At 62.9% G+C, this 25,309-nt stretch carries 25 protein-coding genes; 18 read left to right on the plus strand and 7 right to left on the minus strand.

Going from position 1 to position 25,309, the window contains the following annotated elements:
- The first annotated feature begins 1 nt into the window (after nucleotide 1).
- The 3 genes from CPI83_RS14135 to hisG all read left to right on the plus strand — a co-directional run bounded on the left by CPI83_RS14135 (nucleotide 2) and on the right by hisG (nucleotide 2,188).
- On the plus strand, nucleotides 2-916 hold the full coding sequence (locus tag CPI83_RS14135) for a pseudouridine synthase (RefSeq protein WP_021333490.1): 915 nt from the start codon (nucleotides 2-4) through the stop codon (nucleotides 914-916).
- A gap of 41 nt (nucleotides 917-957) precedes the next feature.
- Nucleotides 958-1,239 carry a phosphoribosyl-ATP diphosphatase gene (locus CPI83_RS14140; protein ID WP_020907813.1) on the plus strand — a complete coding sequence of 94 codons (282 nt, stop codon included), beginning with the start codon at nucleotides 958-960 and terminating at the stop codon, nucleotides 1,237-1,239.
- Between the two features lie 97 nt (nucleotides 1,240-1,336).
- Nucleotides 1,337-2,188 carry an ATP phosphoribosyltransferase gene (hisG, locus tag CPI83_RS14145; protein ID WP_003944905.1) on the plus strand — a complete coding sequence of 284 codons (852 nt, stop codon included), beginning with the start codon at nucleotides 1,337-1,339 and terminating at the stop codon, nucleotides 2,186-2,188.
- Between the two features lie 46 nt (nucleotides 2,189-2,234).
- On the opposite strand, the gene CPI83_RS14150 is transcribed toward hisG, so the two are convergent.
- Together CPI83_RS14150 and CPI83_RS14155 are read right to left on the minus strand one after the other, a co-directional pair.
- Entirely contained in the window at nucleotides 2,235-3,044 is an 810-nt protein-coding gene (locus tag CPI83_RS14150) for a thioesterase family protein (RefSeq protein ID WP_097387355.1), read from the minus strand.
- A 1-nt stretch (nucleotide 3,045) separates the two neighbouring features.
- Nucleotides 3,046-4,107, minus strand: a complete 1,062-nt coding sequence (locus CPI83_RS14155) for a RecB family exonuclease (protein WP_031333396.1) — start codon at nucleotides 4,105-4,107, stop codon at nucleotides 3,046-3,048.
- Here CPI83_RS14155 and CPI83_RS14160 point away from each other — a divergent pair.
- A complete protein-coding gene (locus CPI83_RS14160) occupies nucleotides 4,075-4,998 on the plus strand; it encodes a tRNA (adenine-N1)-methyltransferase (RefSeq protein ID WP_007729892.1) in 924 nt (307 codons plus the stop codon). The genes CPI83_RS14155 and CPI83_RS14160 overlap by 33 nt on opposite strands.
- A gap of 64 nt (nucleotides 4,999-5,062) precedes the next feature.
- On the opposite strand, the gene CPI83_RS14165 is transcribed toward CPI83_RS14160, so the two are convergent.
- Nucleotides 5,063-5,587 (minus strand): hypothetical protein, encoded by a 525-nt coding sequence (locus CPI83_RS14165; RefSeq protein ID WP_020907811.1) that lies wholly within the window; start codon nucleotides 5,585-5,587, stop codon nucleotides 5,063-5,065.
- A gap of 195 nt (nucleotides 5,588-5,782) precedes the next feature.
- Between CPI83_RS14165 and arc the strand changes: the two genes are divergently transcribed.
- Nucleotides 5,783-7,558 carry a proteasome ATPase gene (arc, locus tag CPI83_RS14170; RefSeq protein ID WP_003944870.1) on the plus strand — a complete coding sequence of 592 codons (1,776 nt, stop codon included), beginning with the start codon at nucleotides 5,783-5,785 and terminating at the stop codon, nucleotides 7,556-7,558.
- A gap of 118 nt (nucleotides 7,559-7,676) precedes the next feature.
- Nucleotides 7,677-8,354, plus strand: a complete 678-nt coding sequence (locus CPI83_RS14175) for a TIGR00266 family protein (RefSeq protein WP_003944961.1) — start codon at nucleotides 7,677-7,679, stop codon at nucleotides 8,352-8,354.
- A 50-nt stretch (nucleotides 8,355-8,404) separates the two neighbouring features.
- Here CPI83_RS14175 and CPI83_RS14180 read toward each other — a convergent pair whose 3' ends face one another.
- Nucleotides 8,405-8,962, minus strand: coding sequence for an NUDIX domain-containing protein (locus CPI83_RS14180; RefSeq protein ID WP_020969670.1), 558 nt, complete (start codon nucleotides 8,960-8,962; stop codon nucleotides 8,405-8,407).
- A 58-nt stretch (nucleotides 8,963-9,020) separates the two neighbouring features.
- Here CPI83_RS14180 and dop point away from each other — a divergent pair, with 58 nt between their 5' ends.
- The 4 genes from dop (at nucleotide 9,021) to prcA (ending at nucleotide 12,501) form a co-directional block, all read left to right on the plus strand.
- Nucleotides 9,021-10,520: a depupylase/deamidase Dop gene (dop, locus tag CPI83_RS14185; protein ID WP_019748516.1), complete on the plus strand. Its 1,500-nt coding sequence runs from the start codon at nucleotides 9,021-9,023 to the stop codon at nucleotides 10,518-10,520.
- 147 nt (nucleotides 10,521-10,667) lie between these two features.
- A complete protein-coding gene (locus tag CPI83_RS14190) occupies nucleotides 10,668-10,862 on the plus strand; it encodes a ubiquitin-like protein Pup (protein ID WP_003944925.1) in 195 nt (64 codons plus the stop codon).
- Nucleotides 10,859-11,737, plus strand: coding sequence for a proteasome subunit beta (prcB, locus tag CPI83_RS14195; RefSeq protein ID WP_019748515.1), 879 nt, complete (start codon nucleotides 10,859-10,861; stop codon nucleotides 11,735-11,737). The genes CPI83_RS14190 and prcB overlap by 4 nt, the downstream gene beginning before the upstream one ends.
- On the plus strand, nucleotides 11,734-12,501 hold the full coding sequence (gene prcA / locus CPI83_RS14200) for a proteasome subunit alpha (RefSeq protein WP_019748514.1): 768 nt from the start codon (nucleotides 11,734-11,736) through the stop codon (nucleotides 12,499-12,501). The genes prcB and prcA overlap by 4 nt, the downstream gene beginning before the upstream one ends.
- A 37-nt stretch (nucleotides 12,502-12,538) precedes the next feature.
- On the opposite strand, the gene CPI83_RS14205 is transcribed toward prcA, so the two are convergent.
- A complete protein-coding gene (locus tag CPI83_RS14205) occupies nucleotides 12,539-13,957 on the minus strand; it encodes a phosphatase PAP2 family protein (protein ID WP_021344323.1) in 1,419 nt (472 codons plus the stop codon).
- A gap of 144 nt (nucleotides 13,958-14,101) precedes the next feature.
- Between CPI83_RS14205 and pafA the strand changes: the two genes are divergently transcribed.
- The 7 genes from pafA to CPI83_RS14240 all read left to right on the plus strand — a co-directional run bounded on the left by pafA (nucleotide 14,102) and on the right by CPI83_RS14240 (nucleotide 22,719).
- A complete protein-coding gene (gene pafA / locus CPI83_RS14210; RefSeq protein ID WP_007729869.1) occupies nucleotides 14,102-15,460 on the plus strand; it encodes a Pup--protein ligase in 1,359 nt (452 codons plus the stop codon).
- A 110-nt stretch (nucleotides 15,461-15,570) separates the two neighbouring features.
- Nucleotides 15,571-16,584: a YafY family protein gene (locus CPI83_RS14215; RefSeq protein ID WP_046378583.1), complete on the plus strand. Its 1,014-nt coding sequence runs from the start codon at nucleotides 15,571-15,573 to the stop codon at nucleotides 16,582-16,584.
- The gene (locus tag CPI83_RS14220) at nucleotides 16,584-17,561 is read left to right on the plus strand and encodes a YafY family protein (RefSeq protein WP_021344321.1); all 978 of its coding nucleotides are present in this window, start codon (nucleotides 16,584-16,586) and stop codon (nucleotides 17,559-17,561) included. The genes CPI83_RS14215 and CPI83_RS14220 overlap by 1 nt, the downstream gene beginning before the upstream one ends.
- A gap of 134 nt (nucleotides 17,562-17,695) precedes the next feature.
- Nucleotides 17,696-17,971, plus strand: coding sequence for a Sec-independent protein translocase subunit TatA (gene tatA, locus CPI83_RS14225; RefSeq protein WP_003944836.1), 276 nt, complete (start codon nucleotides 17,696-17,698; stop codon nucleotides 17,969-17,971).
- A 73-nt stretch (nucleotides 17,972-18,044) separates the two neighbouring features.
- Nucleotides 18,045-19,073, plus strand: coding sequence for a twin-arginine translocase subunit TatC (gene tatC / locus CPI83_RS14230; RefSeq protein ID WP_019748510.1), 1,029 nt, complete (start codon nucleotides 18,045-18,047; stop codon nucleotides 19,071-19,073).
- 48 nt (nucleotides 19,074-19,121) lie between these two features.
- Nucleotides 19,122-21,833 carry an RNA helicase gene (locus CPI83_RS14235; RefSeq protein ID WP_021344319.1) on the plus strand — a complete coding sequence of 904 codons (2,712 nt, stop codon included), beginning with the start codon at nucleotides 19,122-19,124 and terminating at the stop codon, nucleotides 21,831-21,833.
- A 52-nt stretch (nucleotides 21,834-21,885) separates the two neighbouring features.
- Entirely contained in the window at nucleotides 21,886-22,719 is an 834-nt protein-coding gene (locus tag CPI83_RS14240; RefSeq protein ID WP_020907805.1) for a DUF4333 domain-containing protein, read from the plus strand.
- 4 nt (nucleotides 22,720-22,723) lie between these two features.
- Here the strand turns inward: CPI83_RS14240 and CPI83_RS14245 are convergent, their stop codons facing one another.
- Nucleotides 22,724-23,689, minus strand: a complete 966-nt coding sequence (locus CPI83_RS14245) for a 5'-3' exonuclease (RefSeq protein WP_029538151.1) — start codon at nucleotides 23,687-23,689, stop codon at nucleotides 22,724-22,726.
- 37 nt (nucleotides 23,690-23,726) lie between these two features.
- On the opposite strand from CPI83_RS14245, the gene CPI83_RS14250 reads away from it, so the two are divergent.
- Complete coding sequence (locus CPI83_RS14250; RefSeq protein WP_021344317.1) at nucleotides 23,727-24,863, plus strand: Xaa-Pro peptidase family protein; 1,137 nt, start codon at nucleotides 23,727-23,729, stop codon at nucleotides 24,861-24,863.
- Here the strand turns inward: CPI83_RS14250 and CPI83_RS14255 are convergent, their stop codons facing one another.
- A complete protein-coding gene (locus tag CPI83_RS14255) occupies nucleotides 24,864-25,289 on the minus strand; it encodes a PPOX class F420-dependent oxidoreductase (protein ID WP_019748505.1) in 426 nt (141 codons plus the stop codon).
- Nucleotides 25,290-25,309: the final 20 nt, after the last annotated feature.

Here is a 25,309-nt window from a genome sequence, read left to right on the forward strand (position 1 = left end):
AGTGCCCAAGGCTCCGTTGCCGATCCGAAACGGTCTCGGACCCGACCGGTTGCGGATGCCGGCGGAGTCGTCGGCGCATACCGTCCTCGAGCATCTGATCGGCGAGCACCCGGGGGAGCGGGACCTGTGGGCGGACCTCGTGAATGCCGGAGACGTCGTCGACGAGCACGGGCGGAAGATCACGAGCCGAACGCCCTATCAGCCGACCCGTTTCGTGTACTTCTACCGCGAGCCGGCCCCCGAGATTCCGGTTCCGCACGAGATCGAGATCTTGTACCGCGACGACTCCATTCTCGTGATCGACAAACCGCACTTCCTGGCGACCATTCCACGGGGAGCGCACATCGTCGAAAGCGCCGTCGTGCGACTGCGTCGTGATCTGGATCTTCCGGATCTTGCGCCCGTTCATCGCCTCGACCGAATGACGGCGGGCGTCATCGTGTTCACGGTGACACCGGACCTACGACGGCCGTACCAGGAACTTTTTGCCGAGCAGCGGATCGTCAAGGAATACGAGGCGATTGCAGGGTTCGATCCGGAACTGACTTTCCCCCGCACGGTGCGTAGCCGCATCAACAAAGTTCACGGCGAGATGACGGCTACCGAGATCGATGGCGAGCCGAACAGTGAGACTTCGATCGAACTGATCGAGACGATCACCGACTCGGCCGGCCGGACTCTCGGCCGATACAGGTTGCTCCCACGGACCGGCCGTACCCATCAGCTTCGGCTGCACCTCAACTCGCTGGGCGTCCCGATCGTCGGTGACAATTACTACCCCGAGTACCTTCCCTCGGTGCCCGGCGACTTCTCGACTCCGTTGCGATTGTTGGCGCGGGCGTTGGAATACCCGGATCCGATCACCGGGCAGACTCGCAGGTTCGTGAGTTCGCGCAGCCTCGACGCAGGCCTGTGAACACCGCTGTTCGTGGGCGTGTGCAAACCGCTTCCGTCCTCGTGAAAGAATGTGTACCCGTGAAGACCTTCGAATCCTTGTTCGCCGAATTGACCGAGCGTGCTGCTACTCGCCCCGAGGGGTCCGGCACTGTCGCCGCCCTCGACGCCGGTGTGCATGCTCAGGGCAAAAAGGTCATCGAGGAAGCCGGTGAAGTGTGGATCGCTGCGGAATACCAGAGCGATGAGCAGCTAGCCGAGGAAATTTCCCAGCTGCTGTACTGGACGCAGGTGTTGATGGTCGGTCGCGGACTGACCCTCGAGGACGTGTACCGACATCTGTGATCGGAGCTGACCAGCGAGATGTTCGCCATCTCGCTCGTCCAGGGCTTCCGATTCATGTCGTCTCCCGTCACCCACACCTTCCGAAAGGACATCCACCATGCTGCGCGTAGCAGTTCCCAACAAAGGCTCACTGTCCGAGTCCGCCGCCGAAATTCTCAGCGAGGCCGGCTACCGTCGACGCACCGATTCCCGTGATCTGACGGTCCTCGATCCTGCCAACCAGGTCGAGTTCTTCTTCTTGCGTCCCAAGGACATTGCGATCTACGTCGGCTCCGGTGAGCTGGATCTCGGCATCACTGGTCGTGATCTCGCCGGCGACTCGGGCGCTCCCGTATCCGAGCGTCTGTCACTGGGCTTCGGCCGTTCGTCGTTCCGCTACGCAGCACCGGCAGGCAAGGACTGGGCCGTTGAGGATCTGTCCGGCCTGCGCATTGCGACGTCGTACCCGAACCTTGTCCGCAAGGACCTCACAGATCGTGGACTCGACGCCACCGTCATCCGTCTCGACGGAGCAGTGGAGATTTCGATTCAGCTCGGTGTCGCCGACGCGATCGCCGACGTGGTCGGGTCGGGGCGTACTCTCCGCCAACACAACCTCGTGGCTTTCGGTGAATCGCTCTGCGATTCTGAAGGTGTCCTGATCGAGCGCACCGGCGCTCCGCAGGACGATCCCGCACGCAACCAGCTCATCGAACGCGTACGCGGAATTGTCTTCGCGCAGCAGAATCTGATGATCGACTACGACTGCCCGCGCACCATCCTCGACGACGCCATCAAGATGACTCCGGGTATGGAGTCGCCGACCCTCTCGCCGTTGGCTGACCCCGACTGGGTCGCGGTTCGCGCGATGGTTCCGATCAAGGGACACAACCAGGTGATGGATGCCTTGGCGGAACTCGGCGCCAAGGCCATCCTCGCGTCGAACATCCGCTCGGTACGCGCTTTCTGATCACTGTCTGAATAGATTTACGCGCATTCGCGCCCGTTCCTGGAAATCAGGAACGGGCGCGAATCTGCAAAGTCTGCGCGATACGGCCGACGGCACCCTGCTCGTCGTAGAGCACTCCCGCACACATGCCGACGCCGTCCGGACCGGTCGTGGTTTCGGCGGCGACACCGACCCACTCGCCCTCGGGCACACGGAAGATATGCACCGTGAGATCGGTGTTGAGGAACGTCCAGTGCTCCGGGTCGAGCTTGGCGCCGACGCCGTTGGAGATGTCGGCCACCGCGAACAAACGCTCGAGGGCAGACATCTTCTCGCCCTCGACCAGCTCGGGCTTGGGGCGCGCCCATACCTTCCCGGTTCCCGCGCACCCGATCGGAGCAATCCAGGACCAGTCGAGGGTCTTGAGGTAGCCGACGCTCCAGAGACCCTCGAGAACGCCCGGGGTGCCGCTGTCACGGGGTTCGAGCGGGGGATCGACTACGTGGACGACCTCGCCGGTATCGACGGTCTCCATCCGCCATGCCGTACCGCGCGCAACCGCGCGGGCAGATCCGTCGGCGGTGGTTGCCCACAGCTCGGCGACGATCAATTCGATTCGGCGACCGGGGCGTTCGATCCACGACCGGACTTCGAGGTCGGCAATCGGAATGGGCCCGAGAATCTCGACGACGACGCGCGTCAGACGGGTTTCGTCGCGCGCACCGCACCGCTCGAGGGCTCGTACCAACAGCGCCGACGGGGGAGCACCGTGCTGCAGTGTCGGGCCCCAGATGCTGACAGTCGCCTGCGTGCTCGCGAACCGCTCGTGCCCTTCCTCCGTGGTTCCGAGGTAGCGGTAGTACGAACTGTCCGTCATGTTATGAATTCTCCTTTGCAGCAACAGGTTCGGTGCTCAGCAGGTCCGGCCAACCTGGATACGGCGGTGGTGTTCCGCCGAACGAGGGGCACAGTGACTTGTGATCGCACCAGTCGCACAGTTTGCCAGGCTTGGGTCTGAAGTCTCCGGTCGCACCTGCCGCGAGGATCGCCTTCCAAATGGCGGAGAGGGTCCGCTCGAATCGAATGAGCTCGTCGTGATCCGGGGCGTACGTGAGAATCGAGCCGGAGGCCAGATAGATCAGGCGCAGTTGCGCGGGAACGATTCCGCGAGTGCGCAGTAATACGAGCGCGTAGAACTTCATCTGGAAGAGCGCTTTGGACTCGGTGAACTCGCGGGGTGCCTTTCCGGTCTTGTAGTCGACCACCCTCACCTCACCGGTAGGTGCAACGTCTATCCGGTCGACGAAGCCGCGGAGTCGAACGCCGTTCTCCAACTCGGTCTCGACGTAGACCTCGCACGCCTCGGCATCGAATCGAGTGGGATCTTCGAGCGTGTAGTACGTCGCGACGAGCTTGCCGACTTCGCCGAGAAACGCGTCCAGCTCGTCTTCCGGAATCAGATCAGCTGCCTCGGGAGACTCGGCACTGACACGTTCCCACGCGGGACGGACGAGTTCGGCTGCGCGATCGGGAACCCGGTGACCGGTCGGGAGTGCAAAAAGCGCTTCCAAGGCCGCATGGACGACGGTGCCTCTGACCTGGGCTCTGGTAGGTGTTTCCGGAATTCTGTCGACCGCTCGGAACCGGTAGAGCAGGGGGCATTGCTTGTAGTCACCCGCACGCGAAGGAGAGAGCGCCGGCCGACTACGCGGGCGCTCCTGTGATGTTGCACCCGTTGGAGTGGGGGTTGGCAATTCGACAGAGCTCACACCTGGCAGGCTATGCGGTTGGTCCGACAACTCCGTCGGAGCCGGTGGCGAGGACACCGGAAACAAGCGAACAGGGATCATCTGCGCATGGCGAACGAGCTGCAACCAGAAGAAGGCACGACCGAAGTGGATGAGGTTGTGCAGTCCGCTGTCGCCGAGATTCCCGAACAAGAGCTTCCGGAAGCTGATCTCACTGCGCCGGGCAAGCGGCCGTCGGGGCCGTTTCGCGTCGGCGACCGGGTCCAGCTGACCGACGGCAAGGGACGCCACTACACGATCGTCCTCGAGGCGAACCGCGAGTACCACACCCACAAGGGCGGAATCGTTCACAACGATTTGATCGGCGCCGACGAGGGCAGCGTCGTCAAGTCGGTCAACGGCACGCCCTATCTCGCCCTGCGTCCGCTACTGGTCGACTACGTGCTGTCCATGCCGCGCGGTGCACAGGTCATCTACCCGAAGGACGCAGCTCAGATCGTCCACGAAGGCGACGTGTTTCCAGGAGCACGCGTGCTCGAAGCCGGAGCCGGCTCCGGCGCACTGACGTGTTCACTACTGCGTGCCGTCGGACCCGAGGGCAAGGTCATCTCCTACGAGGTCCGCGACGATCATGCCGAACACGCGGTTCGCAACGTCGAGACCTTTTTCGGTGAACGTCCGCCGAACTGGGAACTGACCATCGCCGATCTGGCGGAGTTCGATCCGGAAGCGCACGGCGGCAAGGTCGATCGCGTCGTACTCGACATGCTGGCTCCATGGGACGTCCTGCCCGCCGTCTCGAAGGCGCTCGTGCCAGGCGGCGTGTTGATCGTCTACGTCGCGACCGTTACTCAGCTCTCGAAGGTCGTCGAAGCGATGCGTGAGCAGGAATGCTGGACCGAGCCACGGTCGTGGGAATCGATCGTGCGCGGTTGGCACGTCGTCGGATTGGCGGTGCGTCCCGAGCATCGGATGCAGGGCCACACCGCGTTCCTCGTGAGCGCTCGTCGTCTGGCCGAAGGAACGGTCACCCCGAAGCCGCAGCGGCGCGCGGGCAAGGGCTCGAACACGGCAGCCAAGTAGTCACACGAAAACAACAAGAGCGGCGATCCGGATTCCGGATCGCCGCTCTTGTCGTAGCTGGAAGTTATGCGGTGCAGGAAGCGCGGCCCATTTCCAGGAGCACGCATGCCGAGGTGTCGGACAGCTTCCAGGAGCCGTCTTCGAGCTCCCAGGTCCACGGGGTGGCGGGTGCGGCGCCGTGCGGGCTGACGACGGCGACGTCTGCGGTTGCGGTCTGACCGTCGACCTTGACGTTGTCCACGTTGAACGTGATCGCGTAGGCCGGGTTACCGCCCAGCGCAGCACTCATCGTCTCGATGTTGGCCTGACGCTTGGTTCCGTCGACCACCAGAGCGGTCTTCTCCTCGATCGGCTTGGCCGGATCGATCAGAGCGACGAGCGAAGCGTTGAGCTCCTCGGCCGTCGGAGCCGTTGCGGCAGCGGCAGCTGACGTCGTGGCGGAAGCCGAGGCCTTGGCCGTGGTGCTCGAGGCGGCGACCGAAGTCGAGCTGGCAGCCGTCGAATCCTTGTTGTCGTCCGAGCTGCATGCGCCCATGGTCAGGACGGCAGCGACGGCACAAGCGCTGATGAGAGTCTTGCGGATGATCACAGCGTTACCTTTCGTTGTAAAGAGAGACAGGCGCTGTCTCCATCTTGTAGGCAAGGCTAACATGACCAAAACCTGGCTCGAGACCAGTCGGCACGGTCCGTACTCACGTGTGAATTCGCACTCGCGCACCGTGTCTGGCGACACTTGGGGCCTTATGCCGGTAGCGTTGATGGATCGCACTGGGAGGAGACGCACATGAGCTCGACAGAGAACCCGGATTCGGTTGCGGCAGCAGAAGAACTCCACGCGCTACGAGTGGAAGCACAAGTACTGCGCCGACAACTTGCACAATCGCCGGAGCAGGTGCGTGAGCTGGAGTCGAAGGTGGACTCGCTGTCCATCCGAAACAGCAAGTTGATGGACACCCTCAAGGAGGCCCGTCAGCAGCTCATCGCACTTCGTGAAGAAGTCGACAGACTCGGTCAGCCGCCGAGCGGTTACGGAGTCCTTCTCTCGGTACACGAGGACAAGACCGTCGACGTGTTCACGTCGGGTCGCAAGATGCGATTGACGTGCTCACCGAACATCGACACGGACACCCTTGCCCTCGGACAGACGGTGCGCCTCAACGAGGCACTCACCATCGTCGAGGCCGGCACCTACGAGCAGGTCGGTGAGATCAGCACGCTCCGTGAGGTACTCGACGACGGCTTGCGCGCACTGGTGGTCGGTCATGCCGACGAAGAGCGCATCGTCTGGCTCGCAGCACCGTTGGCAGCCGTCTTCGCCGACCCCGAAGCCGACATCATCGCGTACGACGCCGATTCTCCGACCAGGAAACTGCGTCCGGGCGACTCGTTGCTCGTCGACACCAAGGCCGGGTACGCCTTCGAGCGCATCCCGAAGGCCGAGGTCGAAGATCTGGTTCTCGAGGAAGTTCCGGATGTTCACTACGACGACATCGGTGGTCTCGGGCGTCAGATCGAACAGATCCGTGATGCCGTCGAACTCCCGTTCCTCCACAAGGACCTGTTCCACGAATACTCGCTGAGGCCGCCGAAGGGTGTACTGCTCTACGGTCCGCCTGGTTGCGGTAAGACGCTCATCGCCAAGGCCGTCGCCAACTCGTTGGCCAAGAAGATCGCCGAAGCTCGCGGTCAGGACAGCAAGGACGCCAAGTCCTACTTCCTGAACATCAAGGGCCCGGAACTTCTGAACAAGTTCGTCGGCGAAACCGAGCGTCACATCCGGATGATCTTCCAGCGTGCTCGTGAGAAGGCGTCCGAGGGGACGCCGGTGATCGTCTTCTTCGACGAGATGGACTCGATCTTCCGTACCCGTGGTTCGGGAGTCTCTTCCGACGTGGAGACAACGGTCGTTCCGCAGCTGCTCAGCGAGATCGACGGCGTGGAAGGGCTCGAGAACGTCATCGTCATCGGCGCCTCCAACCGTGAGGACATGATCGACCCGGCCATCCTGCGTCCCGGCCGACTGGACGTGAAGATCAAGATCGAGCGCCCCGACGCGGAATCCGCTCAGGACATCTTCTCGAAGTACCTGGTGGACGGTCTGCCGATCAATGCGGACGACCTTGCCGAGTTCGGTGGCGATCGCACCGCATGCTTGAAGGCGATGATCGTTCGCGTCGTCGATCGCATGTACGCGGAGAGCGAAGAGAATCGTTTCCTCGAGGTCACCTACGCCAACGGCGACAAGGAAGTTCTGTTCTTCAAGGACTTCAACTCGGGTGCGATGATCCAGAACATCGTCGACCGCGCCAAGAAGTACGCGATCAAGTCGGTACTCGACACCGGTGCTCCTGGCTTGCGTGTGCAGCACCTCTTCGATTCCATCGTCGACGAGTTCGCCGAGAACGAGGATCTGCCCAACACCACCAATCCTGATGACTGGGCACGTATTTCGGGCAAGAAGGGTGAACGGATCGTCTACATCCGCACTCTCGTCACCGGTAAGAACGCCAGTGCCAGCCGCGCGATCGACACAGAGTCGAACACGGGCCAGTACCTGTAACGAAACGAACACCGATCGGGCCGGCCACTCCACGGGAGTCGTCGGCCCGATCTGTGCGTCGCTGCCGTTCCCTCCGTTGCGATTGGACCGGTCGGTCGCGCTGGTTTAGAGTCCCGCCGTGCAGATACATCTTCGACACAATCCGTCGTCCACTGTCGCTCGCTGCTACCTCGCGCCCGGCGAACCGCTGCGCGTGGAGAGCGGGGCAATGCTCGCGCATTCCGCCGGCGTAGTTCTCGAAGCGAAGGCGCAGGGCGGCGTCCTGCAGGGACTCAAGCGGTCGATGCTCAGTGGGGAGTCGTTTTTCGTCACGACGTATACCGCTCCGCCGCAAGGTGGTTGGGTCGACGTGACCGGCGTGCTTCCCGGCGATCTGATCCCACTGACCATCACGTCCGATCGCCCGTTCTTCCTCAACCGTGGAACCTGGTTGGCCAACTCCTACGGCGTGACCGTCGAGTCCAAGTGGGGAGGCATGTCCAACCTCTTCGGCGGTGAGGGTGGATTCGGTCTGCGGGCAAGTGGCGACGGTGAAGTAGTGCTGGCCGTCTACGGCGCGATCGACGTCATCGACTTGCAGCCAGGCGAGACGGTCACGATCGATACCGGTCACGTGGTCGCCTACGACCTCGGGATGAACTTCAACATGCGGCGCGCCGTTCAGGGGCGCACCATTCAGTCGATGAAGTCCGGTGAAGGATTTGTCTTCGACTTCACCGGCCCAGGACGCGTTCTCGCGCAGACCCGCAACCCCAGCGCGTTTGCTGCTTGGCTCTCGGCGATCACCCCGGGCTGATCACGGTCGCAGCAGTGTTCAGTCGCAGCAGTGTTCAGCTCCAGCAGTGTTCAGCTCCAGCAATAGTCGGCCAGCAGCGCGCGTGAGTCCGGAACGAACGGCCACGACGGGTCCTGCAGGTGGGCGCCGAGTTCTTTCGGCGTCCACCACCAACCTTCGGCGATCTCGCTGGGTTGATGTGCCATCGGCCCGTCGTATCTGAGTTCGAACGCAAACAGGTGACAGCGCAACGGAGAGTTGTTCCACTCGCCGTCCCAGGAGATTCGAGCGATCTCCGTCAGTTGGAGTGGCTGATCTGCTGTTCCGAAGATTCCGAGTTCTTCACCGACTTCACGGATCGCGGTTTCCTGCGGCGTCTCACCTGGATCAACGACACCTCCGGCAAGACAGTCGTGATAGCCCCCGAACACCGCTTTTGTATCGGTTCGGCGATGGACGTAGATGCGGGAGCCGTCCCCGGTGCGAACCAGGACGCCCGCACTCGCGTGCCAGAGCCCACCCGAGTAGACGACGGAACGTGGTGCTCGGCCGATCGGATTACCCGTCCGGTCGTACACGGCGACTACCTCGTCCGCGGGATTCAGGTCTGCGGTGAGAGGTTGGTGCATTCCTCCAACTGTGCCACGCCTGTGGGTGCCGCGCCGCAATCACATAGGCTCTTGTGTCATGCAGCGGATCATCGGTGTCGAGGTCGAATACGGAATATCTTCACCCAGTGAGCCGTCGGCGAATCCGATTCTCACTTCAACCCAGGCGGTGCTTGCCTACGCCGCCGCAGCGGGCGTGCCACGGGCCAAGCGCACACGCTGGGATTACGAGGTCGAATCTCCGCTGCGAGATGCCCGAGGCTTCGATCTGGGGCGAATGAGCGGGCCCGCACCGGTCATCGACGCTGACGAGATCGGCGCCGCGAACATGATTCTCACCAACGGGGCACGGTTGTACGTCGACCACGCCCATCCGGAGTATTCGGCCCCCGAGGTCGCCGACCCGCTCGATGCCGTGATCTGGGACAAGGCCGGCGAACGAGTGATGGAGGCAGCTGCGCGGCACGCCTCCAGCGTGCCGGGTGCCCCACGGTTGCAGTTGTACAAGAACAACGTCGACGGCAAGGGTGCGTCGTACGGCACGCACGAGAACTACCTCTGCTCGCGTGACACCCCGTTCGCCTCGATCGTGACCGGCTTGACGCCGTTCTTCGCGTCGCGGCAGGTGATCTGCGGTTCCGGTCGTGTGGGTCTCGGTCAGTCCGGCGACGAGGCCGGATTCCAGCTTTCGCAGCGATCCGACTACATCGAGGTCGAAGTAGGCCTCGAGACCACGCTCAAGCGCGGAATCATCAACACCCGCGACGAACCGCACGCGGATGCGGACAAGTACCGCCGGCTGCACGTCATCATCGGTGACGCGAACCTCGCGGAGATGTCGACCTACCTCAAGGTGGGAACAACCGCGCTGGTACTCGACCTGATCGAGGCGGGCGTCGACCTCACCGATCTGCAACTGGCACGTCCGGTCACCGCCGTCCACCACATCAGCCACGACCCCACTCTTCGCAAGACCGTTGCGCTGGCCGACGGTCGTGAACTGACGGGGCTTGCGCTGCAACGTATTTACCTCGAACGTGTCTCGAAGTTCCTCGATCGCGAGGCGGATCGTGATCCGCGAGCGGACGATATCGTCGCCAAGTGGGCGATGGTTCTCGATCTCCTCGAGCGTGATCCCATGGAGTGCGCGAACATCCTCGACTGGCCGGCCAAACTGCGTCTGCTCGAAGGTTTCCGCAATCGTGAGGGACTCGCGTGGTCGGCGCCGCGATTGCATCTGGTGGATCTGCAGTACTCCGACGTGCGACTCGACAAGGGCCTCTACAACCGTCTGGTTGCTCGCGGCTCCATGGAGCGGCTTGTCACCGAACAGCAGGTTCTCGACGCGGTCACGAACCCTCCCACCGACACTCGCGCATACTTCCGTGGCGAGTGCTTACGCCGATTCGGGGCCGATATCGCGGCCGCGAGCTGGGATTCGGTCATCTTCGATCTCGGCGGCGAGTCGTTGATCCGCATCCCCACCCTCGAGCCGCTTCGAGGTACCAAAGCGCACGTCGGAGCGTTGCTCGACTCCGTTGACAGCGCCGCGGAACTGGTTGATCAGCTCACTCACTGAAACAGCCGATGCGGCTCGCCGTCGCGTCTCTCCACACCTGACGGTGCCGCTCGGTAGGGTGAAGGTCCGAGCGGGATCAGTTACCGACTCTGCTGGGCCGAACAGGATGCTCGCGAGAGCTCCCTTCACACAAGGAGGTCGACGGCGATGGCTCAAGAACAGACGCAGCGTGCCGGTGGCGGCGAAGACGACGAAACCACTGGTGGCGACGGCAGTGCCGGCCAGGAACGTCGTGAGAAGCTCGCTGCAGAAACCGACGACCTGCTCGACGAGATCGACGACGTGTTGGAAGAGAACGCCGAGGACTTCGTCCGTGCCTATGTCCAGAAGGGCGGCCAGTGACGGTGGATCGCGCGCCCCGGATCACCGACGGGGACACACGGTTGAGCTTCGGCTCGAATCTGTCGTCATTCTCGGAATACCTTCGGGTGCATGCACCGGAGCATCTTCCGCAGAACCGCTTCGCCGACACAGGAGGTGTTGTCATGGGCGGGGGAGACGTAGCTCCGCACGGCACCACCATCGTCGCGATCAGCTATGCGGGTGGAGTTCTGCTCGCGGGTGATCGCCGAGCGACGATGGGCAACCTCATCGCCAGCCGTGACGTGCAGAAGGTGTACGTCACGGACGACTACTCGGCTGCGGGTATCGCCGGTACGGCCGGGATCGCAATCGAACTGGTCCGGCTCTTCGCGGTCGAGCTCGAACATTACGAGAAGATCGAAGGCGTCCCACTCACGTTCGACGGCAAGGCTAATCGACTTTCGTCGATGGTTCGAGGAAATCTCGGAGCAGCGATGCAAGGTTTGGCGGTCGTGCCATTGCTCGTGGGTTACGACCTGGACGCGGTCGATCCGTCGAGGGCAGGTCGCATCGTCTCCTACGACGTCGTCGGTGGGCGATACGAGGAGCGCGCGGGCTATCACGCAGTCGGATCCGGTTCCCTGTTCGCGAAATCGGCGCTCAAGAAGCTGTATTCCCCGGGAATCGACGAGGACACCGCGCTTCGGTTCGCAGTCGAGGCGCTGTACGACGCGGCAGATGACGATTCGGCTACCGGTGGTCCTGATCTGACACGCGGGATCTATCCGACAGCGGTCACCATCACCTCGGCCGGTGCCGTGGAGTTGTCGACGGCCAAGGCTGCCGAGATCGCAAGGGAGATCGTCGCGGCTCGTACTGCGACAGCGAGTCCGGAAGGGGAGTCTGCGCTATGACGATGCCGTACTACGCATCAGCCGAACAGATCATGCGCGATCGTTCGGAATTGGCGCGCAAGGGAATTGCCCGCGGACGCAGCGTCGTCGTTCTCACCTACCGCGACGGAGTGCTCTTTGTCGCCGAGAACCCGTCGAGGGCGCTGCACAAGGTCAGTGAACTGTACGACCGTCTCGGATTTGCGGCAGTGGGCAAGTACAACGAGTTCGAGAATCTGCGCCGCGCGGGCATCGTCCACGCCGACATGCGTGGGTACTCGTACGACCGTCGGGACGTCACGGGGCGTTCCCTCGCCAATGCGTACGCACAGACCTTGGGAACGATCTTCACCGAGCAGCCCAAGCCGTACGAGGTCGAGATCTGCGTTGCCGAGATCGGCCGTTTCGGGAGTAGTACGCCGGCTCAGCTCTACCGGATCACGTACGACGGTTCCATCGCGGACGAGCAGGAATTCGTGGTCATGGGCGGTACAACCGAACCGATCGTGACGGCGATGCGCGAGTCCTACCAGCGAGACCTCGACCTCGAATCCGCGGTGCGGCTCGCGGTTGGGGCGCTTCAAAAGGGCGGTCCGGCGCCGGCCGGAACTACTGAGGCGGAACCGCGAACACTCGATGTGAGTGCACTCGAGGTTGCCGTTCTCGACAGCAACCGTCCACGCCGTGCGTTCAAAAGAATCGCTGGTTCGGCATTGGAAGAGATGCTTCCAACTCCGGCAGCAACTGAGGACGCGCCGCCGGCAAACGGCGACGCACCCTCGTAGTTGCTGCGTCGGTCTGGGAGTTACTGCAGGTCTGGAGTTACTGAGTGATTCTGTAGACGGCCACCGCGCCCGGTTCGGTGTCGAAATCGAACCGGCGCGCGTCTGCCACCACTTCACCGTCGGTGGCGATGGCTACCGGTGAATCGGCCACTCGAACCGACATCGAGGACACGAGTTCGCGAACGTAGACCCGCGAGCTGCCCAATGTTCCTGTGGCAGCAGCAAACAGCAGGCGTGAACGCGAGAACTTCTTGTCCGCGCGCAAGTAGCGGACGTCCAGCAGTCCACGGTTCATCTCCGGACGCGACATCGGCACCTGATCAGCGGGGGAGTATCGCCCGTTTCCGACGAACAGCATCCAGATGGTGGTCCGCTTCCCGTCGATGGTGACAGTCATCGGCTCTGCCGCTGCGAGAACCCGGATCATTGCAGCACCAGCGGCCGGCCACTTACCGAAACGCGGTTCCCACTTTTCCCTCAGACGCACAGCGTCCGGGTATCCGCCCAGGCTGGCTGTGTTGAGAAACCGTGCAGTCACTCCGGAATCCGTGCGCACCACCGCGTGGTCGACAAATGCCGCCTGACCGGACTCGACTGCCTGTGCGGTCTCCTCGACATTCACCGCCCCGACGTCGCGGGCGAAATGGTTCAACGTTCCGCCGGGAAAGACGGCAAGTGGTAGCTCGTGCTTTGTCGCCGCGGTCGCGACCGTGACCACTGTTCCGTCGCCGCCGCATACTCCTAACGCTTTCGGCGAGAGTTCGGGGATCTTGGCATCGATCTGCATGTCGAAGTCGATGTCCGCGTCGAACTCGTAGACGATGGCCTCCGGTAGCAGTTCTCGAATCGATTCCACGATCCCGTCGTCCTCGGAGCCTGAACCAGGATTGGTGAAGACCAACAAGCCTTCTCCGCGCGCGAGCGCGGGAACCACGCACTCGGGTCCGAGTTCGGCGGGTTCTTCGTCCCGCACCGCCCACCAACGACGCGTGCCGGCAGCGATTGCGCCGCCGACCGCGAGGCCTGCGAAGACGTCGGACGGCCAGTGCACTCCGTTGTGAACGCGTGAGTACGCCACTGCTGCGGCCAGTGGTGCGAGTGCGGCGCCCGCCGCCGGGGACTCCATGGCCACTGCCGCGGTGAATGCCGCGGCCGAAGACGAATGCCCGGAGGGGAACGAGGACGACGTCGGAATGTCGACGCCTCGCTTCGGGCTCAGCCAGACACGCGCCGGTGGGCGCCGGCGGGGGAAGAGGGGCTTGAGTATGCCGTTGGCCAGCGCGCTCGAACCTGCCAGCGCGAGCATCCCACGTGCCGCTGCCCTCCTGGGGCGGCCACCGATCATCGCGAGCAAGGCTGCGACAACCATCCACAAAACGCCGTGATCGGCAGCTCTGGAGAGAAACCGCATGGTCGGGTCGAGCACGGAAGGGCGCAGTGCTCCAGTGCTTTCCATGACTTTGACGTCGCTTCGGACAACTTTTCGGCGAATAAGGCTCACACCGTCACACTATGCCGCCGCCCGACGTTGTCGAGTCGTGACTTACGACGCGATCGAAGTACACGGGTGAACCTGGCATTCTGGTTGTAGTGTCGAAGTGTGCAGAGACGAATCATGGGTATCGAGACGGAATTCGGCGTTACCTGCACCTTTCACGGGCACAGGCGACTGAGCCCCGACGAGGTTGCTCGTTACCTCTTCCGTCGTGTCGTGTCGTGGGGTCGCAGCTCCAATGTCTTCCTCCGTAACGGAGCCCGCTTGTACCTGGATGTGGGTTCGCACCCGGAGTACGCGACCGCAGAGTGCGACAGCCTCATCCAGTTGGTCAATCACGACCGTGCCGGTGAGCGAGTGCTCGAAGAACTGCTGATCGACGCCGAGGCGAGACTCGCCGAGGAGGGGATCGGCGGCGACATCTACCTCTTCAAGAACAACACCGACTCGGCCGGAAACTCGTACGGATGCCACGAGAACTTTCTCGTCGCGCGCGCCGGTGAGTTCTCCCGCATTTCGGATGTCTTGTTGCCGTTCCTCGTCACGCGCCAGTTGATCTGCGGCGCCGGCAAGGTGCTGCAGACTCCCAAGGCCGCGACGTTCTGCCTCTCGCAGCGCGCGGAACACATCTGGGAAGGTGTCTCGTCGGCGACCACTCGCTCGCGTCCGATCATCAACACCCGCGACGAACCGCATGCCGACGCCGAGAAGTACCGCCGACTGCACGTGATCGTCGGCGATTCGAACATGGCCGAAACAACGACGATGCTCAAGGTCGGTTCTGCAGCACTCGTGCTCGAGATGATCGAAGCCGGGGTTTCGTTCCGCGATTTCGCTTTGGACAACCCGATTCGTGCCATCCGCGAGGTCAGCCACGACGTGACGGGTAAAAAGCCTGTCCGTCTAGCTGGTGGTCGTCAGGCCAGTGCCCTCGATATTCAACGCGAATACCACGCCAAGGCAGTCGAACACCTGCGTAACCGCGAACCGGACCCGCAGGTCGAGCAGGTAGTCGACCTGTGGGGTCGCACCCTCGATGCCGTCGAAGCTCAGGATTTTGCGAAGGTCGACACGGAGATCGACTGGGTCATCAAGCGCAAGCTGTTCCAGCGTTACCAGGACCGTCACGGTTTCGACCTGTCCGATCCCAAGATCGCGCAGCTCGACTTGGCGTACCACGACATCAAACGCGGCCGGGGTGTCTTCGACGTGCTGCAGCGCAAGGGCTTGGTCAAGCGGGTCACCGAGGACGAGACGATCGACGATGCCGTCGAGAATCCGCCGCAGACCACGCGCGCCAAATTGCGAGGCGACTTCATCACTGCAGCCCAGGCCGCAGGCAGGGACTTCACGGTCGACTGGGTTCACCTCAAGCTCAACGACCAGGCGCAGAGAACGGTGCTGTGCAAGGATCCGTTCCGTTCCGTCGACGAGCGTGTCGAGCGTTTGATCGCTTCGATGTAGGTCACCCATTTTCACGATTGACAACACGGCAGGTCTGTTTTGCGGCGACGCGCCGGGCACGAAAGTGTCCGGCGCGCGTTCGGTTATCGGATAGCCACTAGGATTTCGGCGTGGCGACATCAAAAATCGAGCGGTTGATGAACCTGGTGATCGCATTGCTGTCCACCAGACAGTTCCTCACGGCGGAGAAAATCCGCGACAGTGTGGCCGGGTACAACGATTCCGCGAACTACGAAGCGTTCAGTCGCATGTTCGAACGCGACAAGAACGAACTTCGTGACCTGGGTGTCCCGTTGGAAACCGGTCTGGCAGGACGGTTCTCGACGGTCGAGGGTTATCGGATCAATCGCAACGCTTATGAGCTTCCGGACGTGGACCTCACCAGCGAGGAATCTGCTGCGGTTGCTGTCGCCGTGCAGTTGTGGGAGTCGCCGGAACTGATTTCGGCAGCCCAGAGTGCACTACTCAAACTCCGAGCGGCCGGCGTCCAGGTCGACTCAGAAGTCAGTGCCGCGCCGGTCACGGCGATTCCCGCGCGCACCCGCGGTTCGGAGCCCGCGCTCGGCAAGCTGCTTGCAGCCGTCGACGCCGGACGAGCAGTTCATTTTCAGCACCGCGGCGCGTTGAACGAACCGTTCACCGAGCGCACCGTCGAGCCGTGGGGCGTAGTCACGCACAACGGCAAGTGGTATCTGGTCGGGCACGACGTCGACCGTGATGCGGTGAGGACCTTCCGGCTCTCCCGGATCGGTGACGATGTCAGGGAGTTCGGCCCGGCCGGTTCGGTTCACAAACCCGAAGGTGTTGATCTTCGCGAGGTCGTCGACCGCGTGACCGGATCGGGAGTCGTCACCGGAACCGCCACGGTCTGGGTCGCCGACGGCCGCGCACATGAGCTTCGGCGGCTTGCGACGTCGTCGTCCGATCGGCGGCTGACCGATCGTGATGGCAGCGTGCTGGCCATTCCCGTCCGATCCTGGGAATGGACCGCTCGGTTGATCGCCGGTCACGGTTTGGATGCACTGGTGTTGGACCCACCGGATTTGCGTGCTGAGGTCGTCGCGAAGCTTCGCGCCGCCGCGGCGAGCCTGGCCACCAGCAATGACGGACAGGGGGACAACTGATGAGCAATCGACTGTCATCGCGGTTGGCACGGCTGCTCAACCTCGTGCCGTACTTCATCGCGAATCCGGGCATCAGTCCCGCCGAGGCGGCCGAGGAACTCGGCGTCAGCACGACTCAACTGATGACCGATCTGAATCAGCTGTGGGTGTGCGGACTGCCCGGGTACGGTCCCGGCGATCTCATCGACCTGTCCTTCTCCGAGGAAAGTATCGAGGTCACGTTCTCGGCCGGGATCGATCGCCCGCTGCGCCTCACCTCTACCGAAGCGACGGCATTGCTGATCGCCCTTCGGTCGTTGGTGGAAATGCCGGGCATGGTCGATCCGTCGTCGGCCCAGCGCGCTATCGCGAAGATCGAGGACGCAGCAGGCTCGGCCGCGGCACGAGCTATCGGTCAGGACCGGGATACATCGCCGGCGCCGGACATCGCCGAAGACCCGATCGCCGCGACGGTCAGAGCCGCGCTCGCAGACAAGACCGCCCTGCGATTGACGTATTATTCGGCCTCGCGTGACGCGGTCTCCGAGCGCATCGTCGATCCCGTTCGTATCGTGTTGGTCGACAACTACAGCTACCTCCAGGCCTGGTGCCGTCAGGCCGAGGGTGTGCGGTTGTTCCGATTCGATCGGATCGATGCCGCCGTCCAACTCGACGAGCCCGCCGACCCGCCGCCGCAGGCCCTCGAGGAAGATTCGAATCTCGAGTTGTTCAGCGGCGACGGTTCCCTTCCGGAAGCACGGTTGTTCATCACCAAAGAGTGGGTGTGGATGCTCGACTACTACCCGATGGACGTCGAGCACGTGAACGACGACGGGTCGGTCGAGGCGACGATGAGTTTCGGAACACTCGAATGGATGGCAAGGCTGGTGTTGGGATTCGGTGAGGGAGTTCGGGTCCTTCATCCGCCGGAACTGGTCTCCGAAGTCCATGATCGGGCCGTTGCGGCACTCGACGCCTACGACGTAATCGGTTCGTAAAAGTTGGGGAAACTCCGCGTTCAGTGGGTTCGCAGGAAACAAACAGGTAAAAGGTAGCTGAAGTAAGTGCTTTGACACCTCCGAGCGCCGGTTGTGTCCGGTAGCATCGAGGAATCTGATCATGGGAGGTCGTTATGGGTGCAATGCAGCCGATGCATTGGCTGATTGTCGCTGTTGTCGTCGTAATTCTGTTCGGGTCGAAGAAGCTTCCCGATGCAGCACGCGGTCTGGGTCGTTCACTCCGCATCTTCAAGAGCGAAGTCAAGGAAATGCAGAACGACGATGCGGCGCCCGCAAGCGCGCCGGTCGCACAGCCTGCTCCGGCACAGTTGCCGACGGCCAACACCGCGGTGGTCGCAAACGGTGCAGCAGCACCTGTTGCGCAGCCGACCGAAGTCAAGCCGCTCTAGTACACACTGCGTTCTAGCCGGGGTGAAATATTCGTTCACCCCGGTTGTCTGCTGACCAAGACCAGGATGCACAGTGCGTATTCCGTTAGATCCGCGTAACCGCAAGCGGAAGGTCAACCCAGACGGCACCATGTCGTTGGTCGACCACCTGTACGAATTGCGGACTCGTTTGTTGTTCGCATTCCTCGGCGTGATCATCACCACGGCGTTCGGCTTCTTCTGGTACTCACACTCGATACTCGGTCTCGAGAGTCTGGGCGATCTGCTTCGTGGACCGTACTGCGAGCTTCCGTCCGAGAGTCGCGCCAACCTCAGCACCGACGACGCGTGCCGATTGCTGGCGACCGGGCCGTTCGAGCAGTTCATGCTGCGATTCAAAGTGGCGCTCACCGCCGGCATCGTTCTTGCCTGCCCGGTGTGGCTTTACCAATTGTGGGCATTCATCACCCCGGGCCTCTACGCCAAAGAACGTCGATACGCGGTCGGATTCGTCACCGCCGGTGCCGCTCTCTTCATTCTCGGCGCGATCCTGGCGTACCTCGTCGTGGCGAAGGCTTTGCACTTCCTCCTGACCATCGGTGACAACGTCCAGATCACCGCGCTCAGTGGTTCGGAGTACTTCGGCTTCATCATCAACCTGCTGCTCATCTTCGGTGTCAGCTTCGAAATTCCACTGCTCGTCGTCGTGCTGAACTTTGCCGGCATTCTGACGTACGAGCGTTTGAAGGCCTGGCGTCGAGGATTGATCTTCGGGCTTTTCGTATTTGCTGCAGTCGCCACGCCGGGTTCGGATCCGTTCTCGATGCTGGCGCTCGCGCTGGCCCTGACGCTTCTCTTCGAGGTCGCTGTTCAGATCGCTCGCCTCAACGACAAACGTAAGGCCAAGCGAGCCGGTGAAGACTGGGGCGCACTGTCCGACGAGGAAGCGTCCTCCATCTCGTCTCCGTCCGATCTGAACGAGGCTTTCGACAATCCGACCAAACCCAAGGCCGAATCGAGTGGATTGTTCGGACGTAAGTCCAAGTCCAAGGCTCCGGTTGCGGAGAAATCCGACACCGGCGGCGACAACGCGCCCGGTCAGGATTTCACTGACACCCTCTGAGCGCCGTGCCACCACGTCGGCGGCGTGTGAAACCCTGACGAGGTGGTTATGAACAAGAGTGAACTGAGCACGTTTGCGTCCAGCCTGAAGTTCGAACTCGATCCATTCCAGGTGAAGGCATGCGTTGCGCTCGAAGCGGGCCACGGAGTCCTTGTCTGCGCGCCGACCGGTGCAGGCAAGACCGTGGTCGGCGAGTTCGCTGTCCACCTGGCTCTCGCGGCGGGCCGCAAGTGTTTCTACACGACGCCGATCAAGGCGTTGAGTAATCAGAAGTACGCAGAACTCGTCGAGCGGTACGGCCCGAGCGAGGTCGGCCTGCTGACGGGTGATTCGAGTATCAACTCCGACGCACCGGTGGTCGTCATGACCACTGAAGTCCTGCGGAACATGCTCTACGCAAATTCCGAGGCACTGCGCGGGCTTTCGCACGTAGTCATGGACGAAGTGCACTACCTGGCGGACCGGTTCCGTGGTGCGGTGTGGGAGGAAGTGATCCTGCACCTGTCCGAGGATGTTCGGCTGGTGAGTTTGTCGGCGACCGTGAGCAATGCCGAAGAATTCGGCTCCTGGATGGAAACCGTCCGCGGCGACACCACCGTGGTCGTCGACGAGACGCGGCCGATCCCGCTGTGGCAGCACATCATGGTCGGTCGACGGATCTTCGATCTCTTCGACAGCCGCAGTCATCCTGCGGCTGGGCCGAAGACCGTGCTCGTCGACCAGGATCTGGTTCGCCACGTCAAGCAGCGTCAGGCTCTCGAACGCGTCGAGAGCTGGCAGCCGCGTGGCCGCGGGCGTCGTGGCAGCTACCAGAGTTCCAACGATTTCCGGCCCTTGCCACGCCCCGACGTCATCGCGCAGCTGGACCAGTCCGGACTGCTCCCGGCGATCACCTTCATCTTCAGCCGCGCCGGTTGTGATGCGGCTCTTGCACAGTGCCTGCGGTCCCGACTGGATCTGACTTCGCCGGAGCAGGTTCGCGAGATCGACACCATCATCGAGAAACACACCGGGGAACTACCCGAGGAGGATCTCGAAGTTCTCGGATATCGGGACTGGTGCAAGGCACTGCGACGCGGACTGGCCTCTCACCATGCCGGCATGTTGCCGGCATTTCGCCAGACAGTCGAGGAACTGTTCGTCAAGGGTCTCGTGCGTGCGGTCTTCGCGACCGAGACGCTGGCCCTCGGCATCAACATGCCGGCACGCACGGTGGTCCTCGAACGTCTGGTCAAGTACAACGGTGAATCGCATGCCGAACTGACACCGGGGGAGTACACGCAGCTGACCGGTCGGGCAGGCCGACGCGGCATCGACGTCGAAGGGCACGCTGTGGTCCTGTGGCAGCCCGGGGTCGAGCCCACGGATGTCGCCGGCTTGGCGTCGACCCGGACGTTCCCGCTCCGCAGTTCGTTCCGCCCCTCGTACAACATGTCGATCAACCTCGTCGAACGCATGGGCGCGGCCGATTCACGGAAGCTGCTCGAGCGTTCCTTCGCACAATTCCAAGCGGATCGCTCGGTGGTCGGCCTGGTGCGTGGCATCGAGCGGAACGAAGAAGCGCTGAAGGGTTTGCAGGAGAAACTCGGCGGTGCGGACGGCGAATACTTCGAGTACGCGTCGTTGCGTGAGCGGCTCAGTGCGCGCGAGCGCGCGCTCGAACGTAAGGGCCGCGAAGACCGACGCGGAGATGCGGTGGAGTCCCTCCGTGCACTCGCCCGCGGTGACGTGATCGCAATTCCCATCGGTCGTCATTCCGGGGTGGCAGTGGTCCTCGTCCCGGACAACGATCCGAAGGACCCGCGTCCGCTGGTTTTGACTGCCGATCAGTGGGCCGGCCGACTCTCCTCGGGTGATTTCCCGGAAGCAGCCGACGTTCTGGGAAAGATGCGCCTGCCCAAGCATGTCGATCACCACACCGCAAGGATCCGGCGCGATCTGGCCTCGGCATTGCGTAGTACCGGGATCAGTGCCCCCCGGCGGAAGAAGCGCCACAAGGCGGGCGCGTCCGAAGACGCCGAGGTCGCTACTTTGCGACGCGCTATTCGCTCGCATCCGTGCCACAGCTGGCCCGATCGTGAACATCTGAGCCGGATCGGTGAGCGCTACAACCGACTGGCCCGGGAAACGCAGTCGATGAGGGAAAAGGCAGCGGCCACCACCAACTCGTTAGCGCGGACGTTCGACCGCATCATTGCGCTACTCAAAGAGCGTGAGTACATGACTGCCGAAGCAGCGCCCGAAGTCACCGAATCCGGACGACGACTCAGCCGCATCTACTCGGAAAGCGACCTTCTGGTCGCCGAGTGCCTGCGGACCGGGGCGTGGACAGGTCTCAGCCCGGCCGAGTTGGCGGCCGTCGTCTCCTCGGTGGTCTACGAATCACGTCGGGACGGCGACACCGTTGATCGGGTGCCGACAGCGGCGCTTCGTCACGCCCTCAACGACACTCAACGATTGTGGAGCGAACTGCGGTCGGACGAGATTCGTCACAAGCTGCCGCCGACGCGGGAACCGGATCTCGGATTCGTCACCGCCGTTTATCACTGGGCGAGTGAGAACTCGCTTGTCGACGCACTGATCGCGGCCGGAGTGCAGGGCCGTGCGTTGTCTGCGGGTGACTTTGTACGTTGGTGTCGTCAGGTGATCGATCTCCTCGATCAGGTCCGCCTGACATCGACGGATGCCGACGTCGCGAAGACTGCGGCGCGGGCGGTAGCTGCAATTCGTCGCGGGGTAGTTGCTGTCGACGCAGCATGACCGCAACTATGTGGTTTGATTCGCAGACTGGTATTTCGAGTGGGAGGCGAACATGAGCGGGCCTTACGGACCGAACGATCCGAATCGGCAATGGGGTCCTGGTGATCAGCAGCAGCCGAACGAGCAGCAGTGGGGGCAGAATCCTCAGCAGCCGGGCGGTCAGCAGCAGCCTGGTCAGCAGCCCGGCCAGCAGCAGCCGTGGGGTCAGCCTGGTCAAACACCGCAGCCCGGTCAACAACCCGGCCAGCAACAGCCGTGGGGACAACCTGCCTACGGCCAGCCCGGGCAGCCTGGTGGTCAGCCTGCGTACGGTCAGCCGCAGCAACCTGGACAAGGACAACCCGGCCAGCAACAGCCGTGGGGACAACCTCAGCAGCAGCCTCCCGCTCAGCCGTGGGGTCAGCCGGGGCAACAGCAGGCACCTGACGCAACCCAGGCCTGGGGTCAGCCGCCTGCTGCCGCACCTCAGCAGGCATGGGGCGCCGCCGCTCCCGGCCAAGCGCCGGGACAGCAGAATCAGTGGAACCAGGCTCAGCCGTTCCCGAGTCCCGGTGCGCCCGGAAACCAGTCGGGTAAGTCGAAGAAGCCCTTGATCTTCGGTGCGATCGGTGTTCTCGTCGTTCTTGCTGCTGTCGTGGTGGCCCTGGTGTTCGGTGTCTTCGGCAAGAACACACTCGATCAGAGCGCGGCTCAGGCCGGCGTCGAGAAGATCGTCACCGAGTCCTACGGGGCAAAGAACGTGAGCAACGTTCAGTGCCCCGCGGACCAGGAAGTCAAGTCAGGCAACAAGTTCACCTGCACGCTTTCGATCGCGGGTGTGAAGTCGAACGTGACTGTGACGTTTGTCGACGACAACGGCACGTACGAGGTCAGCCGCCCGAGCTGACGCTCTACTGGTCGGAACGGCCTGCCGCCGCAGCCTCGAGCGCGGCGGCAAGTCGTCCGGCCGAACGCTCGATGTTCAGCGAGGCCGCCACTTCCTCGAAGCGTGCGGGATCGACGGGGGCCGCCGGGAGTTGGTCGTCCTTCGAGAACTGAACGTCCGCGTCGCGAACCACTCGTACTACCGGCAACGCAGCATCAAGGTAAGCGATGGCCTCTGGTGAGGTGAGTTTTGCGCGAATTCCCTTGGCCATGTCGGATTCCGGATCAGCTGCGGCCGCGCGAAGTCCGGCCAACGAGCCGTAGCGCAGCATCAGCGTCGACGCAGTCTTCTCACCGACACCCTTGATGCCGGGTAGACCGTCGGAGGCGTCTCCGCGCAGTACCGCGAGTTCGGCGTATGCCTCGCCCGCACGGTCACCGGGTACTCCGTACTTCTCGGCAACCTCGACCGGTCCGAAGAGTTCGGCCTTGGACAAGCCACGGCCCACGTAGAGGACACGAACGGGCACGTACTCGTCGGTGACGACCTGCAAAAGGTCTCGGTCACCACTGACGACGACGGTGAGATCTTCGCGCTCGGTGGCGGCGAGCGTTCCCAGCACGTCGTCGGCTTCGAGTCCGACGGCACCCGCCGTCGCGATTCCTGCTGCTGCGAGCACGTCCATGATCATGTCGACCTGAGGCGTCAACGTGTCCGGAACTTCTTCGGACGAACCGTCAGAGCCTTCTTCGACGCGATGCGCTTTGTACGTCGGGACTGCATCGACGCGGAACTGCGGTCGCCAATCCAAGTCCAGGCACACCGCGAGACGACTCGGCTGGTGTTTGGTGATCAGGGAAGCCACCATGTCGGTGAAACCGCGCACGGCATTGACAGGTCTTCCGTCGGGGTCGACGAATGACTCGGGCAGCGCGTAGAACGCACGAAACCACAGGCTGGCACCGTCGAGGAGAAGCAATGGCCCACTCATGGTCACCATCCTGCCAGTCGGCACTAACCTGTAAGCCATGACGTCTCCAGCCGAACAGGATTCCCGATTCTCCAGCGCCGTGTACGGCGCACGTATCGCTCGCGCCGCGGAGTTGGCTCGATCAGCAGGGCTCGACGGTCTGGTGGTGACTCCAGGCCCGGATCTGCGGTACCTGACGGGTTCTCGGGCCGACTCCTTCGAGCGCTTGACCGCGTTGGTCATCGCTGCGGATACGGCGAAGGCGTCTGTCGTGCTTCCTCGCTTGGAGTTGGCGTCGTTGAAGGAATCGGCGGTGGGCGATCTCGGGCTGACCGTCCTCGACTGGGTCGACGGTGTCGACCCGTATGCGATTGTGGCGGCGCAACTCCCGACCGGCGCCAAGGTTGCGGTGACGGATGCGATGCCTGCATTGCACCTGATCCCGCTCGCAGACACCTTGGGCGCGTTGCCGATCCTCGCTACCGGCGTCTTGCGTGAATTGCGGATGGTCAAGGACGACGCCGAGATCGAGGCGTTGCGACGGGCCGGTGCGGCGATCGACCGTGTTCACGCCCGCATGGCCGAGTTCTTGATCGTCGGCCGTACGGAAGCCGAAGTGGGCGAGGCGATTTCGGAGGCGATTCTCGAAGAGGGGCACACCGAGGCCGCGTTTGTGATCGTCGGATCAGGCCCGCACGGCGCCGATCCGCACCACGAGGTTTCGGACCGGGTGATCGAGAGCGGCGATGTCGTCGTGATCGACATCGGCGGACCGGTCGAGCCCGGCTACAACTCGGATTCCACCCGCACGTACAGCATGGGACAGCCGTCCGCCGAGGTATCAGCGCAGTTCGCGGTACTCGAAGCGGCACAGCAGGCTGCCGTCGATTCGGTGCGGCCAGGAGTATCCGCAGAATCCGTCGACGTTGCCGCCCGCGAAGTGCTTGCCGCACAAGGTCTTGCGGAGGTCTTCGTTCACCGCACCGGTCACGGTATCGGGCTGTCCGTGCACGAGGAGCCGTACATCGTCGAGGGCAACACCATCGAACTCGTCGAAGGTATGGCCTTCAGCATCGAACCGGGAATCTACTTCCGCGGCAGTTGGGGTGCCCGTATCGAGGACATCGTCGTCGTGACCGCGGACGGTTGCGAGTCGTTCAACAACCGTCCGCACGGCCTGACTGTCCTCGGCTGATCAGCTTTCCTTGAACGCCGCGGACCCGAGGATGCGGGTGACGTCGATTTCGATGACCACGCGCGCTGGGTTGACCCGTGGCTGGCGGTACCGCTCGGCATAGCGCCGAACGGCGTCGGCCACGGAGTCCTCGTCGGCGAGCACGCGTGCCGGCCCTTCGAGCGTGAGCCAGCGACCACCGTCGACCGAACTGACTGCGGCGTATCCGCCACGCGCTGCGTTTATCGCCTTCTGTGAACCACCGCTGGTGATCACGCGCGCCTTTCCGGCTTCCTGGTCCCAGGTGAACCCGACGGCCACGACGTGTGGGGTGCCGTTCGGACGCAACGTCGTGAGTGTCGCGAGGTGGTATTCACCGACGAACTTCAGCCCGTCTTCGGTGAGAGTCTGCTGTGCCGATGGCGTGGTGGAGGGGGTGAGCGTCATGCCACGACGGTAATCCAGGA

It is taken from the genome of Rhodococcus sp. H-CA8f (genome assembly GCF_002501585.1).
Taxonomy (GTDB): domain Bacteria; phylum Actinomycetota; class Actinomycetes; order Mycobacteriales; family Mycobacteriaceae; genus Rhodococcus_F; species Rhodococcus_F erythropolis.